The 16655-nt window shown below is 50.4% G+C and carries 13 protein-coding genes and 1 tRNA gene; 6 read left to right on the top strand and 8 right to left on the bottom strand.

What is annotated here, in order from left to right; translation table 11 throughout:
• Positions 1-12 precede the first annotated feature (12 nt).
• The 3 genes from ACGTIC_RS02855 to nifJ form a co-directional block, all read right to left on the bottom strand.
• Positions 13-678, bottom strand: coding sequence for a 3'-5' exonuclease (locus ACGTIC_RS02855; protein WP_113856501.1), 666 nt, complete (start codon positions 676-678; stop codon positions 13-15).
• A 185-nt stretch (positions 679-863) separates the two neighbouring features.
• A complete protein-coding gene (locus ACGTIC_RS02850) occupies positions 864-3239 on the bottom strand; it encodes a phosphoketolase (protein WP_113855331.1) in 2376 nt (791 codons plus the stop codon).
• Between the two features lie 266 nt (positions 3240-3505).
• Positions 3506-7039, bottom strand: coding sequence for a pyruvate:ferredoxin (flavodoxin) oxidoreductase (nifJ, locus tag ACGTIC_RS02845; protein ID WP_113855330.1), 3534 nt, complete (start codon positions 7037-7039; stop codon positions 3506-3508).
• Between the two features lie 465 nt (positions 7040-7504).
• On the opposite strand from nifJ, the gene ACGTIC_RS02840 reads away from it, so the two are divergent.
• Genes ACGTIC_RS02840 through ACGTIC_RS02830 form a run of 3 tightly spaced genes read left to right on the top strand, consistent with a single transcriptional unit; the run spans position 7505 to position 9480 of the window.
• The gene (locus ACGTIC_RS02840; protein WP_113855329.1) at positions 7505-8143 is read left to right on the top strand and encodes a tetratricopeptide repeat protein; all 639 of its coding nucleotides are present in this window, start codon (positions 7505-7507) and stop codon (positions 8141-8143) included.
• Between the two features lie 12 nt (positions 8144-8155).
• Positions 8156-8800, top strand: coding sequence for a lactate utilization protein (locus tag ACGTIC_RS02835; RefSeq protein WP_113855328.1), 645 nt, complete (start codon positions 8156-8158; stop codon positions 8798-8800).
• Positions 8801-8835: 35 nt separating this feature from the next.
• The gene (locus ACGTIC_RS02830) at positions 8836-9480 is read left to right on the top strand and encodes a lactate utilization protein (RefSeq protein ID WP_059077061.1); all 645 of its coding nucleotides are present in this window, start codon (positions 8836-8838) and stop codon (positions 9478-9480) included.
• Positions 9481-9591: 111 nt separating this feature from the next.
• Here the strand turns inward: ACGTIC_RS02830 and gmhA are convergent, their stop codons facing one another.
• The 4 genes from gmhA to ACGTIC_RS02810 all read right to left on the bottom strand — a co-directional run bounded on the left by gmhA (position 9592) and on the right by ACGTIC_RS02810 (position 12232).
• The gene (gene gmhA, locus ACGTIC_RS02825; RefSeq protein ID WP_059077062.1) at positions 9592-10149 is read right to left on the bottom strand and encodes a D-sedoheptulose 7-phosphate isomerase; all 558 of its coding nucleotides are present in this window, start codon (positions 10147-10149) and stop codon (positions 9592-9594) included.
• 12 nt (positions 10150-10161) lie between these two features.
• Positions 10162-10725 carry a carbonic anhydrase gene (locus tag ACGTIC_RS02820; protein ID WP_075581852.1) on the bottom strand — a complete coding sequence of 188 codons (564 nt, stop codon included), beginning with the start codon at positions 10723-10725 and terminating at the stop codon, positions 10162-10164.
• Between the two features lie 10 nt (positions 10726-10735).
• Positions 10736-12100 carry an NAD(P)-dependent oxidoreductase gene (locus ACGTIC_RS02815; RefSeq protein WP_059077131.1) on the bottom strand — a complete coding sequence of 455 codons (1365 nt, stop codon included), beginning with the start codon at positions 12098-12100 and terminating at the stop codon, positions 10736-10738.
• Positions 12101-12155: 55 nt separating this feature from the next.
• Positions 12156-12232: transfer RNA gene (locus ACGTIC_RS02810), tRNA-Arg, on the bottom strand.
• A 193-nt stretch (positions 12233-12425) separates the two neighbouring features.
• Between ACGTIC_RS02810 and murQ the strand changes: the two genes are divergently transcribed.
• Genes murQ through ACGTIC_RS02795 form a run of 3 tightly spaced genes read left to right on the top strand, consistent with a single transcriptional unit; the run spans position 12426 to position 15804 of the window.
• Positions 12426-13346 carry an N-acetylmuramic acid 6-phosphate etherase gene (murQ, locus tag ACGTIC_RS02805; RefSeq protein ID WP_075581850.1) on the top strand — a complete coding sequence of 307 codons (921 nt, stop codon included), beginning with the start codon at positions 12426-12428 and terminating at the stop codon, positions 13344-13346.
• A complete protein-coding gene (locus ACGTIC_RS02800; protein ID WP_113855327.1) occupies positions 13346-14719 on the top strand; it encodes a PTS transporter subunit EIIC in 1374 nt (457 codons plus the stop codon). Before murQ ends, ACGTIC_RS02800 begins: the two co-directional genes overlap by 1 nt.
• 2 nt (positions 14720-14721) lie before the next feature.
• On the top strand, positions 14722-15804 hold the full coding sequence (locus tag ACGTIC_RS02795) for a MupG family TIM beta-alpha barrel fold protein (RefSeq protein ID WP_113855326.1): 1083 nt from the start codon (positions 14722-14724) through the stop codon (positions 15802-15804).
• 2 nt (positions 15805-15806) lie between these two features.
• On the opposite strand, the gene ACGTIC_RS02790 is transcribed toward ACGTIC_RS02795, so the two are convergent.
• On the bottom strand, positions 15807-16646 hold the full coding sequence (locus ACGTIC_RS02790; RefSeq protein WP_059077067.1) for an MBL fold metallo-hydrolase: 840 nt from the start codon (positions 16644-16646) through the stop codon (positions 15807-15809).
• Between the last annotated feature and the right edge of the window lie 9 nt (positions 16647-16655).

Here is a 16655-nt window from a genome sequence, read left to right as displayed (position 1 = left end):
TTCTATTTTTCCTTATCGCCTGGCTTTTTTAAAGGCTTCTGCCATAGAAAACGTAAGCGGTTCGGCCGAGGCCGTTACCTCGATGATGGAATCCATGACTTTGCGAAATTCCTCTTTCTTTTTGGACAACATATATAATTTGGCTGTATTGCGGGCATCCCACAATGCGTCATGCATCTGACCGTCAAAGGGTTCCCCCGTCGTCTCGATTGCCTTGTCCAGAGAAATGACATTATCCAGTCCCAGCAGATTGCAGTATATCTGCTGAAAATTCTGCCAGTGCCCCAGCATCCATGCCACACGGTCCGACTGGGTATTGATTTTTTTCAGCCGCATTTCATTATGGAGCTGCCGCCAGTCGTTTTCACTCCAGGCGTACATTTCATAATCATTTTCCCCGGTTTCATTGCACCAATCCAGAAACCGCCGGAATGCCGGTACAAACGTGTCGGCCTGACAAAGCATGTCCATGGTGATTCCCGTCAGTTCCTGACAAGTCTCATCCATCTCTGTCGCATATTTAGGCAGGACATATTCTTTAAAGCTACTGATTTCCTGCGCCTGTTCGTCGAGTTTGACCGCACCTATTTCGATGATTTCTCCCGGGCAGATTTTTCGTATCTGCCGACGCTCCTTGCTGATGGGATTCATTTCAAAATCCACGAATATTAATTTCATGATGGTCATCCTATCTCTCATTCACTCTTATTTTTAGGCTTATCATGTAATTATACCACAAGTCCGTTCCCTTTCACACGGTAATCCGTCAAGTAAAAACACTCTGTGAAGTAAGACAAGAACTCCTGCCATACAATGCTGGCAGGAGTTCTTGTCTTGTGATGCTGAAAGAGGTTAGTGATGTATTAGTCTTCCCATTTCCACTGGGATACTTCCGGTAAATCAACGCCCTTGTCATGAATGTACTGTTTGTGTTCAACAAGCTTGTCATTCATTTTTTGGAATAGGTAAGCCCCCCGGTTCCCAAGATTCGGGAGTCGTTTCAGAGCGCTGCGGACGAGGTGGAAACGGTCAACATTATTTTGTACGCGCACGTCAAACGGTGTCGTTATAGTCCCTTCTTCACGATAACCGCAGACGTGCATGAGACGGTTATTATGACGATGATAGGTCAGTTCATGGACCAGTTTGGGATAACCATGGAAATTGAAAATGACCGGTTTGTCTTTGGTAAAGAGCATGTCGTATTCGACATCAGTCAGTCCATGGGGATGTTCTGTCTGAGGCAGGAGTTTGAACAGATCCACTACGTTAATGAATCGGATCTTCAATTCTGGCAGTTCTTTCCGCAAAATCGATACGGCAGCCAGAGCTTCCAGTGTCGGCGTTTCACCGGCGCAGGCAAATACGATATCCGGGTCCTGTCCCTGGTCATTGGAAGCCCAGTCCCAGATGCCAATACCCTGGGTGCAGTGTTTGACCGCTTCTTCCATAGAGAGCCACTGCGGACGGGGATGCTTGCTGGCAATGATGACATTGACAAAATTCTGGGTACGCAGGCACGTATCCATGGTTGCCAGGAGGCAGTTTGTATCGGGCGGAAGGAAAATGCGGACGACATCGGCATTTTTATTGGCCATATGATCCATGAAGCCCGGATCCTGATGGGTAAATCCATTATGGTCCTGTTGCCATACAGTCGAGCACATCATGAGGTTCAGGGAGGCAATGCTGTGTCTCCATGGGAGCTGATTGCAGACTTTCAGCCATTTTGCATGCTGGGCTGCCATCGAATCGACAATCCGCGAGAAGGCTTCATAGGTGTCAAAGAAGCCGTGACGGCCAGTCAGAAGATATCCTTCCAGCCAGCCTTCGCACATGTGTTCCGACAGCATGGAATCCATGACGCGTCCAGACGGCGATAAATGATCATCTTCTGCCGTTGCCTGTACATTCCAGTCTCTATTTTCTACATCAAAGACGGCCTGGAAGCGGTTGGAATTGTTTTCATCGGGAGAGAAAATCCGGAAATTCTTTGCATCGTCATTCAGTTTGAAAATGTCACGGATATACGGACCGAGGTTCTGCGTATCCTGGCTGTCTTTTTCCCCGTGATTACCAATGTCAAAGGCATAGTCACGGAAATCAGGCAGCCGCAGTTCTCGGTACAGGATACCACCATTAGCATGAGGATTCATACCGATGCGGCGGTCGCCTTCCGGTGCCAGTGCCCTCAATTCCGGGAGCAGTTTTCCCGTTTCATCAAATAATTCCTCTGCATGATAGCTATGCAGCCAATCGGAAAGGAGCTGCAGATGTTCCGGTTTATCCATGGCAATTGGCACCTGATGGGCCAGGAAATTTCCTTCAATGCGTTTGCCATCGACTACTTTCGGGCCGGTCCATCCTTTGGGTGTGCGCAGGATGACCATCGGCCATACGGGGCGTGTGGCATCGTTCTGCTGCCGTGCATGGGCCTGGATTTCTTTGATTCTGGCAATGACCGTATCCATCGTATCTGCCATCAGCCGGTGCATCGTCATGGGATCGTCGCCTTCGACGAAGTACGGTTCCCAGCCGCAACCGTGGAAGAAATCGACCAGTTCCTGGTGGGACATGCGTCCGAAGATAGTCGGGTTGGCAATTTTATATCCATTCAGATTGAGGATGGGCAGTACGACACCGTCTGTAATCGGATTGATGAATTTATTGCACTGCCAAGACGTTGCCAGCGGTCCCGTTTCGGCTTCGCCATCACCTACGACAGTAGCGGCAATCAGGTCGGGATTGTCAAAAATAGCCCCACAGGCGTGGGCAATAGAATAACCCAGTTCGCCGCCTTCATGGATGGAGCCCGGCGTTTCCGGAGCGCAGTGGCTGGGCACGCCACCGGGGAAGGAAAACTGTTTGAACAGCTTCTGCATCCCTGCTTCATCCTGAGAGATATTCGGATAAATTTCACTATACGATCCATCCAGATAATCATTGGCAATGAAGAAATTTCCGCCGTGACCCGGGCCGGATAATAAAATCAAATCCAGGTCATAGAGTTTAATCAGGCGGTTCATATGAACGAATACAAAATTCTGTGCCGGTACAGTTCCCCAGTGGCCGACGATTTTCTTTTTTATCATGTCCGGCGTAAGCGGCTTTTTCAGGAGTGGGTTATCCAATAAATACAGCTGGCAGGCTGACAGATAATTGGCAGCACGCCAAAACTTGTTCATTTTTTCCAGATAGGCATTACTTGCTGGTACTTCATTCGTTACCATTTCAGTCATGTTATCCTTCCTTTCTGAATCCTCAGGTACGTCATTTCTGATTACGGCTATATTGTAACATCCTATGTTCAACATTGCAAGCAATATCTCTTGTAATAATCATAAAAAAAAGATAATGCCCTTTGTAAAAAAAGAACGAAACTGTCGCATTACGTATTTACGCTTAATGCAACAGTCTCGTTCATGAGTTTGAAGGTATAACAATAGGAGCTGCCGCTCCGTTATGCATGCGACAGCTCCTATTGTCTTTCTTATAAATCTGACTATCAGACTTCTGCAGCCAGTCTCTTGTAGAATTTATACCGCTTCATAGCAGCAGCTTCGGCTTCCGTAAAGAGCTGATCGGCTACTTCCGGGAAAGTACGCGTCAGTGCAGCATACCGTGTTTCACCCATCAGGAATTCACGATATTTGCCGTTCGGTTCCTTGGAATCGAGGCTGAATGGATTCTTGCCTTCTGCTTCCAGAGCCGGATTGTACCGGTAGAGCGGCCAGTAACCGCATTCGACGGCTTTCTTTTCTTCCATCTGTGCCGTGCTCATGCCCTTGACAAGGCCGTGATTGATGCACGGGCTGTAAGCCAGGACGATAGATGGGCCATCATACGCTTCCGCTTCTTTGAGGGCTTTCATCATCTGAGCTGGGTTAGCACCCATGGAGACAGAGGCGACATAGATGTGACCATAGCCAATCATAATACGGCCCAGATCCTTCTTATTGGTCCGGCGGCCGGCAGCAGCGAACTGTGCCACAGCGCCTTTCGGTGTAGCCTTGGAGGACTGGCCACCGGTGTTGGCATATACTTCGTTATCGATGACGAGAACGTTGAAGTTTTCCGTCGTTGCCATGATATGGTCCAGACCACCATAACCGATATCATATGCCCAGCCATCGCCGCCGACGATCCAGACGGTCTTCTTGCCGATGTGTTCTTTGTGAGCCAGGAGATAAGCCACTTCTTCGCCCGCTTTACCTGTAAGCTGTGCTTTTTCCAGTTCGGCAATCAGATCTGCGCTGATCTGTTTCGTCGTTTCGCCTTCATTATGGCAGCCATAGGAGTCGAGCCATTTCTGGATAGACGCTTTGAGCGAACCTTCATCGATGAGACCAGCCAGTGCTTCGAGATGGTTCTTTACATCTTCCCGCTGCTGATGGAGAGCCAGGTACATGCCGAAACCAAATTCGCCATTATCTTCAAACAGGGAGTTCGTCCAAACCGTCCCTTTGCCGTTCTTATCTTTTGTCCACGGGATGCACGGAAGTGCAGCAGCCCACGCCTGCATACAGCCAGCCGGCGTAGCGATATAGAGGCGGTCGCCATACAGCTGGGTCAGCAGTTTGACATACGGTGTTTCGCCGCAGCCTGCGCAGGCGCCGGAGAATTCCAGATACGGCAGTTTGAACTGGCTGCCTTTGACACTGAATTCATCGAGGCCCGTATCTTTGATGCTGACCGTCTGGGCATAGTCCCAGTTTGCCGCTTCTTTGCGCTGGGAATCGAGCGGTGCAAAGGAGAGTGCCTGTACAGGACAGGTCTTAATGCAGGAACCGCAGCTGTAGCAATCGAGCGGAGATACCTGAACGCGGAATTCATATTTTTCAAGGCCTTTGCCGACGGCTTTCTTCGTCACGAAGCCTTCGGGAGCTGCTTTTACTTCACTTTCATCGAGGAGATACGGACGGATAGCGGCATGCGGGCAGACCATAGAGCACTGGTTGCACTGTACGCATTTCGTTACATCCCAGACCGGGACATTGGTTGCAATGCCACGTTTTTCATAAGCCGCGCTGCCTACGGGGTAATCGCCGTTTGCATAAGGCAGGAATTCGCTGACCGGCAGGTCGTCGCCTTTCTGCAGATTGGACGGAATACAGATTCTCTTGACAAAATCAGGCAGATCTTTTGTCATATCTTCGACGGCTTCGTCTTTCGCCGTAGCCCATGCTTCCGGAACCTTGATTTCAACAACACCGGATACGCCGCGTTCAACGGCTTCACAGTTCATATTGACAATCTTTTCGCCCTTGGCCGAATAGGTATTGACGATGGCTTCTTTCATATATTTGACGGCATCATCGATAGGAATAATATTGGCCAGTTTGAAGAAGGCAGCCTGCAGAACCGTATTGGTACGGTTGCCCAGACCTATTTCAGCGGCAATCTTCGTCGCATCGATGGTGTAGAATTTAATATGTTTATTGGCAATCTGACGTTTTACGCTGGCTTTCAGGTGTGTTTCAAGGGCTGCCTGATCCCAGCTGCAGTTGAGGAGGAAGATGCCGCCATCTTTAATTTCACCGACGATATCGTAATCTTTGATATACGCTTCTTTATGACATGCTACGAAGTCAGCCGATTTGACATAATAGGTCGAACGGATCGGGCGGTTGCCGAAACGCAGATGGGATTTCGTAACGCCGCCGGATTTCTTCGTATCATATTCGAAATAAGCCTGAACGTACTGGTCCGTATTATCGCCGATAATCTTGATAGAGTTCTTGTTGGCACCAACTGTACCATCGGAACCGAAGCCCCAGAACTTGCAGCTGATGATTCCGTCCGTCTTGACATCCATCGGTACGAGAGGAATAGACAGGTTGGTTACATCATCATTGATGCCGACGGTGAAATGTTGTTTCGGATTATCACTCATGAGATGAACAAATACGGATTTGATGTGGGAAGGCGGAACGTCCTTGGAGGACAGGCCATAGCGGCCGGCAATGATCATGGGATCACTGTCAGAATTCTGGAATGCCGTACATACATCTTCATACAGCGGTTCGCCGATTGCACCCGGTTCCTTCGTGCGGTCCAGGACAGCAATGCGTTTAACCGTCTTCGGCATAGCTGCAAAGAAGTGTTTCAGCGAGAACGGACGATAGAGGTGTACCTGTACATAGCCGACTTTCTGGCCTTCTGCCGTCATGGCATCGATGCATTCTTCAATAGCGCCTGTTACGGAACCCATGGCTACAATGACGTATTCTGCATCGGGAGCACCGTAGTAGTTGAACAATTTATAAGTCCGGCCTGTAAATTCACTGATTTTGTCCATGTAATCCTGGACGATATCAGGCAGTTTGTCATAATAGGAATTGACGGCTTCACGGTTCTGGAAGAAAATATCCGGGTTATTAACGCCGCCGCGCATGGTCGGATGATCCGGGTTCAGTGCTTCATGTTTGAATTTATAGAGGGCATCGCGGTCCAGCAGTTTATCTAATTCTTCATAGGGCATAACTTCGACTTTCTGAATTTCGTGAGATGTACGGAAACCATCGAAGAAGTGCATCATCGGCAGGCTGGCTTTAATAGCAGAAAGATGTGCTACGCCGGCAAGATCCATGACTTCCTGGACGCTGCCGCTGCAGAGCATGCCCCAACCGGTATTACGGCAGCCCATGACATCGGAATGATCCCCGAAAATAGAAAGGGCATGAGACCCTACAGAACGGGCAGCTACATGGAGTACAGCCGGTTTGCATGTTGCGGCAATACGGTGCATGACAGGAATCATGAGCATCAGGCCCTGGGAAGCCGTATAGGAAGTACCCAGAGAACCTGCTTCAACGAGGCCGTGCAGGGCGCCGACAGCACCGGCTTCAGCCTGCATTTCCATGACGCGCACCGGCTGGCCGAAGAGGTTCTTTTTACCATGAGCCGCCCATACATCCACGTGTTCCGGCATCGGGGAAGACGGAGTAATCGGGAAAATTGTTGCAACTTCTGTCAATGCATACGATACGTATGCGGCAGCTTCATTACCATCCATTGTTTTCATCAATTTTTCAGTCACTTTAAACATCTCCTTGAGAAATAAAATGAGAAAAATAATAGTAGACAATACAAGCGCTTACAATTACAGAGGTTATTTAAACGTTTAATCTCTCTACCTTTATTATAGCAAGCTGAATTTATTTTTCAATTCATTTGCATAAATAGCACCATTCAGTATAGTCTATTGCGTTTCGAGCATGAGTATTGCGTTTTGAGCATACTAAAAATAAGCAAAATTCATCCTAAAATGGTATGGTTTCCCATCTGGTACATGTAGAATAAATTCACTTTACAATTAAAAATATTATCCGGTTGGCCGTGTACGGAAAGAAACTTCTATAAAAATGATACCATAGATAGTATAATAAAGCTATCCATAGTTTATGTATACATAGTAAGAAAACGTGAATACCGTGTATACGACTTTGTGCATTTATGAATTTTCTTATATACTATACGTAGCGTATGTATATGAGGTGAAAAAATGAAAAAGATTCCTATAGCAGTGGCCTTATGTCTTGCAGTTGGCCTGTTCATAGCCGGCTGCGGAAATCAGGAGCAGCCGGCACCGGCACAGAACCAGCAGCAACAGCAACAGGTTCAGATAGATGCCGCCTCAGAAGCCCTCTTTGAAAAGGGCTTGTCTTTCTACCAGCAATTCCAGTATGATCAGGCCATTTCCCTGTATAACCAGGCACTTGCCAAAGACCAAAAAAATTATAAAGCACTTTCCGGCAAGGGAATCGCCCTGGCCATGCGCGGCAACGGGGTAAATCCAAAGGAGGTCCGTCAGGGAATTTCTCTCATCCGGCAGGCACTGGAACTAAAACCAGATTATGTCCCATCTTTCTATGACCTGGCACTGGCCCTGAAAATCGACAAGCAATACGATGAATCGATTACCTGGTTCCAGAAAGTCATCGACAGCGAACCGGATAACACGTGGAGCTATTATGGCATCGCCACCATTTACGGCGACCAGGGGAATGCCGAAAAGGCCGTTTTATACCTGAAAAAAGCCGCTGCCATCGATAAAGAAAATGTAAAAGAGGCCGCCCGCAGCCAGTCTCATTTTGACCGTATACGTAATACCCGCGCATTTCAGGACTTTATGAACCAATAAGGAGGTTTTACAATGGAAAGAACCGATATAATGCATACCATGTATGATAAGAAAGGGCCGGCCGTTGCCCGGAACTTTGAAAAAAGAGGATTTGCCGCCTGGTACTGTCCAACTTGTGAGGAAGCCCTGGCTAAAGCTATTTCTCTCATTCCCAAAGATGACGTCGTCTCCTGGGGCGGTTCCCGCTCCATTGATGACATCGGGCTCCACGCTTATGTACAGGCCCATTACAAGGTCATTGACCGCGACACGGCAAAGACAGCGGAAGAACGGGTAGAACTCATGCGTAAAGCATTGTTATGTGATACCTTCCTCATGGGGACCAATGCTGCCGTCCAGGATGGTGAATTATTGAACATCGACGGCAACGGCAACCGCGTAGCGGCGCTCTCCTATGGTCCCCGTCAGGTGCTGGTCATCGTCGGCATGAATAAGGTCGTTCCAACAGTGGCTGCCGCTCTGGCCCGGGCCCGCTCGACCGCATCAGCCATCAACATCAACCGCTTTGCCGGCTCCAAAACACCGTGCTACCTGACAGGCATGTGCGCTGACTGCAAAGGCCAGGACACGGTATGCCGTCAGATACTGCGCACCCGCGCCTGCAATCCGGGCGGGCGCATCAAAGTCATTCTCGTCGGTGAAAACATCGGCTTTTAGCCTATGTCACAATATATATTTTAGGAGGAGTTAATATGGATCGTTCCGATATGATGCACACCATGTATGATAAGAAAGGGCCGGCCGTTGCCAAAAATTTTGAAAAACGCGGTTTTGCCGCCTGGTATTGTCCTACCAAAGAAGAAGCCCTGGCTAAAGCGGTATCACTGATTCCGGAAACAGACGTCGTTTCCTGGGGTGGTTCCACCTCTATTGTAGAAATGGGACTCTATGATTACGTCAAAGCCCACAACCCGGTTCTCGACCGCGATACGGCCAAGACACCGGAAGAACGGATGGAAATCATGCGTAAAGGTCTGACCTGCGATACGTTCATCATGAGTACGAATGCCGCCACCCAGGATGGTCAGTTATTTAATATCGACGGCAACGGCAACCGCACGGCAGCGCTCATCTTCGGGCCCAAACAGGTCATAGTCATCGCCGGCATGAATAAAGTAGAACCGACACTGGAAGCGGCCATCGCCCGGGCCCGTTCGACTGCCGCTCCAATTAATGCCCAGCGTTTCGGCATCCCGACGCCGTGCAACACCAACGGCATGTGCGCTGACTGTCTCAGCCCGCAGAGTATCTGCAATCAGATGGTCCGGACCCGCCGCAACAGCGGACCCCAGGGCCGTATCAAGGTCATCCTCGTCGGGGAAAACTTAGGATATTAATATCGCTGTTTTCCCTTCGTCAAAGGAATCAGAATGTATAGCAACAAAAACGGGAACAGAATGACGTAAAGCCATTCTGTTCCCGTTTTTTGTTGAACTAAGACTATTGTATCAATACGTTTCTTCTGCAATTTCACAGATGATATGGCCCATCATGATATGCATTTCCTGGGTGCGGGCCGTCACTTTGGAAGGAACGGCCAGACAAACATCACACAAGTCCGCCATTTTTCCACCACCAATGCCGGTAAAGCCGATGACGCTCATCTGCTTTTTACGGGCCGTTTCGATGGCGGCAATGACGTTCTTGCTATTCCCCGATGTAGAAATGCCAACCAGTACATCTCCGGCATTCCCAAGTCCTTCTACCTGTCTGCTGAATACCGTATCGTACCCGTAGTCATTAGCTACGGCTGTGAGGACCGATGTATCTACGGTCAGTGCCAGTGCAGGCAGGCTGGGCCGTTCTTTCTGGAAGCGGCCGACGATTTCTGCTGCCAGATGCTGGGAATCGGCAGCGCTGCCGCCATTTCCGCAGAATAAAATTTTGTGGCCACCAGCCAGCGCATCCCGGATCAGAGTGCCTGCTCTTTCTATATCAGGAGCCAGTGCTTTTGTCGCAGCCAGGACAGCTGCATGATCTGCCATACGTTGTTCAACGAGATTCATAATCTGCCTCCTTTATTTCTTTTCCGCATCCGTAATTACGAACCGGACGGCCCCTGTATCAGGATGGATGACTGCTCCATGGTAATGGATTCCCCTGGGCAGATAGGGATTGCGCTGCAAGTTGCGTACGGTAACCCGTACCGATTCTTCGCAGTCACAGATGGGATCGGCCCAGGCCATGAGCTGTGGTTCCACATCATCAATGATTGCCGGGTCAATCCCCGCCTCAAACATTTTTTTACAAAGTCCTTCTGCCGTCGTATGGAGCATGCCGCAATCTTCATGTCCGACGACGATAATGTCCGTCACATGAAGTTCATAGACAGCGACCATCAGACTGCCAACGACACTGTTAAAACTGCGGCCTGCCGTATTGCCAGCCACTTTAATGATCTTAGCTTCGCCCCGTTTCAAACCCATGGCAGGTTCCAGAAAATCCAGCAGGCGCGTATCCATACAGGTAAGGATGGCTACGCTGCGGGACGGATATTTGCTTACTTCTGTCAAGCCTCCGGCCTTATGTTCTTCTACAAAGGCCGCATTGGCTTTTTCAATCTGCTGTATCAGTTCGGACATATGGACCTCCTTATCCCTTGTTGACCTCTTCCATCATGTGTTTAGCCCGGATATATTCATCGATACCAGCCGCTGTCCGCTTGCCTTCACGCATAGCCAGCACGACCGTTTTCGGCTTGTGTACGACGTCACCGGCAGCAAATATACCGCGCCGGCTGGTCATACCGTAAGGGATATTGCGGGATTCGATGTAACCGTCTTCCGTAGCTTCAGCACCAAAAGCCTGAATAATGTCCATTTCCGGTCTATTGCCAATGGCAGCAATGATCTTATCGGCCGGCACAATTTCAAATTCTCCTGTCGGTACCATCGTCCCATCGTCCAAGATCTTCTGCTTTTCAATCCGGAGCCCTTCTACATGATCGGTACCGACGACGGCACGGGGCGCCGAATAGAACTGGAACTGGATTCCTTCCTCTTTTGCTTCCATATATTCGGAGGGCAGGCATTTCATATTCTTTTCGCCCCGGCGGTATACGATTTTTACCTTTGCTTTCAGGCGCAGTGCCGTACGGGCCGCATCAATAGCCACATTACCGGCACCGACGACGAGGACCGTATCTCCCGGTTTGACGGGCAGCCTGGATAATTGTTCTTCACCAAGCTGTACCTGTTCCACCTGGTACAGGAACTGGGCCGCATCAATCACACCAGATAAATGGTCATTTTCGACTCCCAGTTTCCATCCTTCCATTGTGCCGACGGCAATAAAAACAGCATCAAAGTCTTCGGCCAGTTTATCCAGAGAAATATCACGGCCCACTTTTGTTTCATACCGTATGGTAACGCCCAACTGCTCCATCCGTTCTACTTCCCGGAGGACATATTCTTTATGAAGGCGGAATGTCGGTATACCATAGGTAAGCGTTCCTCCCGGTTGGGTAGAACTTTCAAAAATCGTCACATCGTAGTCCATCCGTGCCAGGTCCTGGGCTGCTGCCATGCCTGCCGGGCCACTGCCGACAATAGCAACGGTCCCATTGCATTTTTTGCTGGGCACGTCATCGAGAATGTGATTATCCAGAACCAGATCGGCCACAAACCGTTCCAGTTTTCCGATTTCTATATGCTTTCCTTTTTTGCCCAGTACACAGGCCCCTTCACATTGCGTTTCCCTGGGGCAGATACGTCCACACAGTGCGGGAAAATCACTGCGGTGATAGATGTATTCGGCGGCCGCACCAAAATTCCCTTGTGCCAATTCATGAATGAACTGAGGTATTTCATTTTCTATGGGGCAGCTATTGCGGCATTGGGGCACACGGCAATTAAGACAGCGTTTCGCTTCGGCTACAGCCTCAGCCATGGTATAGTCACGGTCAGAAATAGGTTCTTCATGGAAAAAAGCAAGAGGGTTCTTTTCTATTTGGGACATGCAGACAGCCACCTTTCTGCTGAAGTTTGCAATAAATACAAAACAGATATAAAAATGGTGCGCCCAAGATGACTCGAACATCCGACACGCAGTTTAGGAAACTGCTGCTCTATCCAGCTGAGCTATGGGCGCACAGGCATGCACAGATTTTCCGTGCAAAAATATCATACCATGAAAAGGGAGGATTGTAAATTATTATCCTCAAATGGATGTATATTATCAAAACATTTGCATACATCCTGCGTATCCTGAATCACATCCGGTTGCTACAATACGGCTCCTGTTTTATAATATAATACACCTTGTAGAGAAAAGAGGCTCTATTATGATTGAATTAGCAGCTATTGCAACAGAACAGCGGAATCCCCGCAGTAAGAACATAGATCAGGTTTCTACGGAAGAAATGGTCCGCATCATCAATAGGGAAGACCATCGGGCGGCATCGGCCGTAGAAGCCATCATACCGGACATCGCAAGAGCCATTGACCTCATCAGCCATCATCTTCATGAAGGTGGCCGCTTGTTTTACGCCGGCTCTGGTACATCGGGACGGCTCGGGGTCCTCGATGCAGCAGAATGTCCACCCACCTATTCTACTGATCCGGACCTCGTCCAGGGACTGATTGCCGGAGGAGAATCTGCCATGTTCCGTGCCCGTGAAGGCGCAGAAGACGACGAAAATCTGGGAAAAAAAGACCTGCTCGACAAGGGCCTTACGAAAAAAGATGTCGTCGTCGGTCTTAGTGCTTCCGGCCGCACGCCTTACGTCATAGGTGCTCTCACCTGCGCCCGTCAATGTGGCGCTGCCGCCATTGCCGTTGATTGTTCTCCCCATTCTCCCATAGGCGCCTGTGCTGATATTGATTTATGTGCCGTTACCGGTCCGGAAGTCATTACCGGTTCCACCCGTATGAAAGCCGGCACTGCCCAGAAAATGATTCTGAATATGTTGTCTACGGGAACGATGATCCGCCTCGGTAAAGTTTACGGGAATCTGATGGTCGATGTCAAAGCGACGAATCATAAACTGGAAGAAAGAGCGCGGCGCATTGTCATGGAGGCCGCCGGCTGCAGCCGTGATGAAGCCATCCGGGCCCTCGCACAAAGTAAAGGACAGGCTAAACCAGCCATCGTCATGCTGCTCCTGCATATTTCTTATGAAGAAGCACAAGAAAAATTACAGACTGCCGACGGCTTTATTTCGAAGGTGCTTTCTGCTCAATCCGCTGCGAAAGGGACGATATAATGGATTATAAAGAACTGGCCCGGGAAATCTACGCTCTCACAGGACCTGCCTCCAATATCGTCCAGGCCTATCACTGTATGACCCGTCTGCGCCTGGTCGTAAAGGAAGAACATTTCATAAAAGAAGATATAGGCCGCCTGCGCGGCGTCATGGGCATCAATAAGTCCGGTGATGAATGGCAGATTATCCTGGGACCGGGCAAGGCCCAGGAAGTGACCCGGGAATTTCTGGAATTACTGAAAGAAGACAATCAATCTGCATCAGTTGGCGAGCTGGCCCGCAATGCCGCTGTCGGAGACGGGCAGGCACTGCATGAAGCCATCCGCAGAAAAAACGCCACTCCGGCCAGAGAAGCATTGAAAAAGATTGCCCAGATTTTTGTACCCATCATCCCCGCGTTCATCGCCTGCGGCCTGATTACGGGGCTGCTGAATATTGCCCTGAAACTCAATCCGGAATTATCCGCCCTGCCTGTAATACAGATATTTGCCATTGCCGGCAATGCCGCGTTTTACGGTCTCAATATCTTTGTCGGCGTCAATGCAGCCAAAGTCTTTGGCGGTTCGCCCATGCTGGGTGGTGTCATGGCCGCTATCATTACCCATCCGGGACTGGCCCATATCGTCTTTTCCGGCCAGCCTCTCGTTCCAGGGCGGGGCGGCATCATCGCCGTCATCCTCGTCGTCCTCTTTGCTTCCCTGCTGGAAAAGAAACTGCACCGCGTCATCCCCGATATGTTTGACCTCTTTCTGACGCCGCTCCTGGTCGTCCTCATCGCGACCTTTGTTGCCCTATTCATCTGCCAGCCCATCGGTGGATGGCTGTCGGAAGCCATCGGATATGCGGCAACTGAATCCATCGGCCGCGGCGGCGCCGTGACGGGCTTCATCCTCGGCGGCACGTTTCTTCCCATGGTCATGCTAGGCATCCATCAGGGCCTGACGCCTATCCATGCGGAACTACTGGCCCGCTATGGCGTTACCATCCTGCTCCCCATCCTGGCTATGGCCGGTGGCGGCCAGGTAGGCGCCGCAGCAGCCGTATATGTCAAAACAAAAAACAGGCAGCTGCGCAAAACCATTGCCTCTGCACTGCCTGTCGGACTCATGGGTATCGGTGAACCGCTGATTTACGGCGTTACGCTTCCTCTGGGAAAACCGTTTATCGGTGCCTGTATCGGCGGGGCCTGCGGTGGTGCCGTACAGGCTGCCTTTATGGTCGGCGCTGCAGCTATGGGCATATCCGGCCTTCCCCTGGCCGCCAGCACAGACAATATCCCCGTGTATCTTTCCGGGCTTTTCGTCTCCTATCTTGCCGGTTTTATTGCTACGTGGATCATCGGATTTGATGACCCTGCCGAGGAGGTTTGCTGACTATGAAAACAGGTATTTCTCTCTATCCCGGTTTAGGCCGCAGCTGTGCCGATGAACTGGCCCTTCTGGAAGAAGCGGCCGCTATGGGCATTACGCGGGTGTTTACATCCCTCCACATTCCCGAATCAGACACAGACGTCCTATCTATGGAGCTTCAGGAAATTTTATCTGTCGCTCGTCACCATCACTTCGATGTCATAGCTGATGTATCACCAAAGACGCAGGAATTACTGAATCTGCCATCTCTGACACCGGAACATCTGCTTTCCCTGGGCATTACGACGGTCCGCTTTGATTATGGATTCGATGTCCGCAAAATAGCTCTGTTCAGCCATATGATGAAGGTGCAGCTCAATGCCTCCACCCTCCGCCCGGCAGAACTGGCAGCCCTTCAGGAAGCCGGGGCTGATTTCAGCCATATAGACAGCCTGCACAACTTTTATCCCCGCCCTCATACGGGTCTGGGAGAAGACTATGTACAAAAACAGACACAGTGGCTGCAGAACCAGGGTATTTCCGTTGGTCTGTTCATCCCCAGTCAGGCCGGCCGGCGGCTGCCCCTCCGGGAAGGACTGCCCACATTGGAAGACGATCGGAATCGCACAGTAGATCTGGCGGCCCGCCACGCCCAGGCTATGGGCGCAGATACCGTTTATATCGGTGACTCTGCCCCCTCACAGGAAGAACTGACCGCTCTTTCCCATGCGGGCCGGGAGGAAAAAGGCCGAATCGTTCTCAAGGCACGCCTTCTCAGTCATGACCCGTTCCTGCAGGACCTTCTCAGCCAGCCTATGACGGCCCGCCTGGACCCGGCTCAGGATGTCATCCGCGCCGCAGAAAGCCGCTCCCGGCTGCAGGGGCACATCATTTCGGGTGATGAAACGGCAGACCAGCCCGTATCGTACGGCGACATCACCGTAGACAATGAAGGATACGGCCGTTATATGGGCGAGGTACAGATCAGCCTGAAGTCCTACCCAGGCGGCCCTAATTGCAACCGGGCAGCTTATATCCTGCCGGAAGAACAATTTCTCATACCCTATATCACGCCGGGGCGGGCTTTCCGCCTGGAATTCGTCCGCTGAGTCTATTCGTCGAAGCGCAGGCGAGTACCAGCTCCCAGTTCTTTTACGGGCAATTCCCGTGCAAGGAGTGTCTTATTTTCCAGGCTGACGCAATGGCAGGGATATACCAGCTCCGGCTGGCAGTCTTCTATGAAATCCAGTGTTTTCCGCATGACGTCCGGATTGTCCCGCAAAAGATGGAATCCGCCAATAACAGCATACACCGTATCGGTATGGCATACTTTTTTCGCATATGCAATGGTATTGCAGACGCCGGCATGGGCGCAGGGCGTTACAATGACCAGGCCCTTATCGGAACAATAGACCATGGCCGAGTCATCATACAAATAATCGTCTTCCCATACGCCGTTGCGCAGCGTATGACCTAAAGGCTTTTTCGCTTCAAAATCATTGGTCCGTTCAATTTCACTGAGGAATACGAGCCGGTCTGTCAGCCAGACCGGTTCTTTTGTTGTATGGACCGGCAGGATGGCATGGAGCGAAGCTTCGTCCAGGATGGAACCGATATTTTTGCCCCCTGCTTCCTTGGGCAGAAAAGTATCAGGATGGGCGTACACAGGCGCTGCTATGCGGGGGCGTTTTTCATACGTCGCTTCAATATGTGCCTGTACCAACGGCAGGAGGCCCCACGTATGGTCATAGTGACCATGGGATAAAACGACAGCATCGGCCTGGAGGCAGTCAATACCGCGGCGCCAGGCATTTTTCATGAACATGTCTGAGCGGCCGGCATCGAGGAGGACTTTCTTATCCCGGTCTTCAAACCAGGCAGAAAAGCCGGATTCTGCGCCGTAGCAGCCCCCGCTGATGGTGTAATTATCAATAAGAATGGTTAATTTCATAGGTATCAC

Origin of the sequence: Megasphaera hexanoica, from assembly GCF_043520715.1 — a bacterium.
Classification (GTDB): domain Bacteria; phylum Bacillota; class Negativicutes; order Veillonellales; family Megasphaeraceae; genus Megasphaera; species Megasphaera hexanoica.
This window is presented reverse-complemented; position numbering and strand designations above follow the sequence as displayed.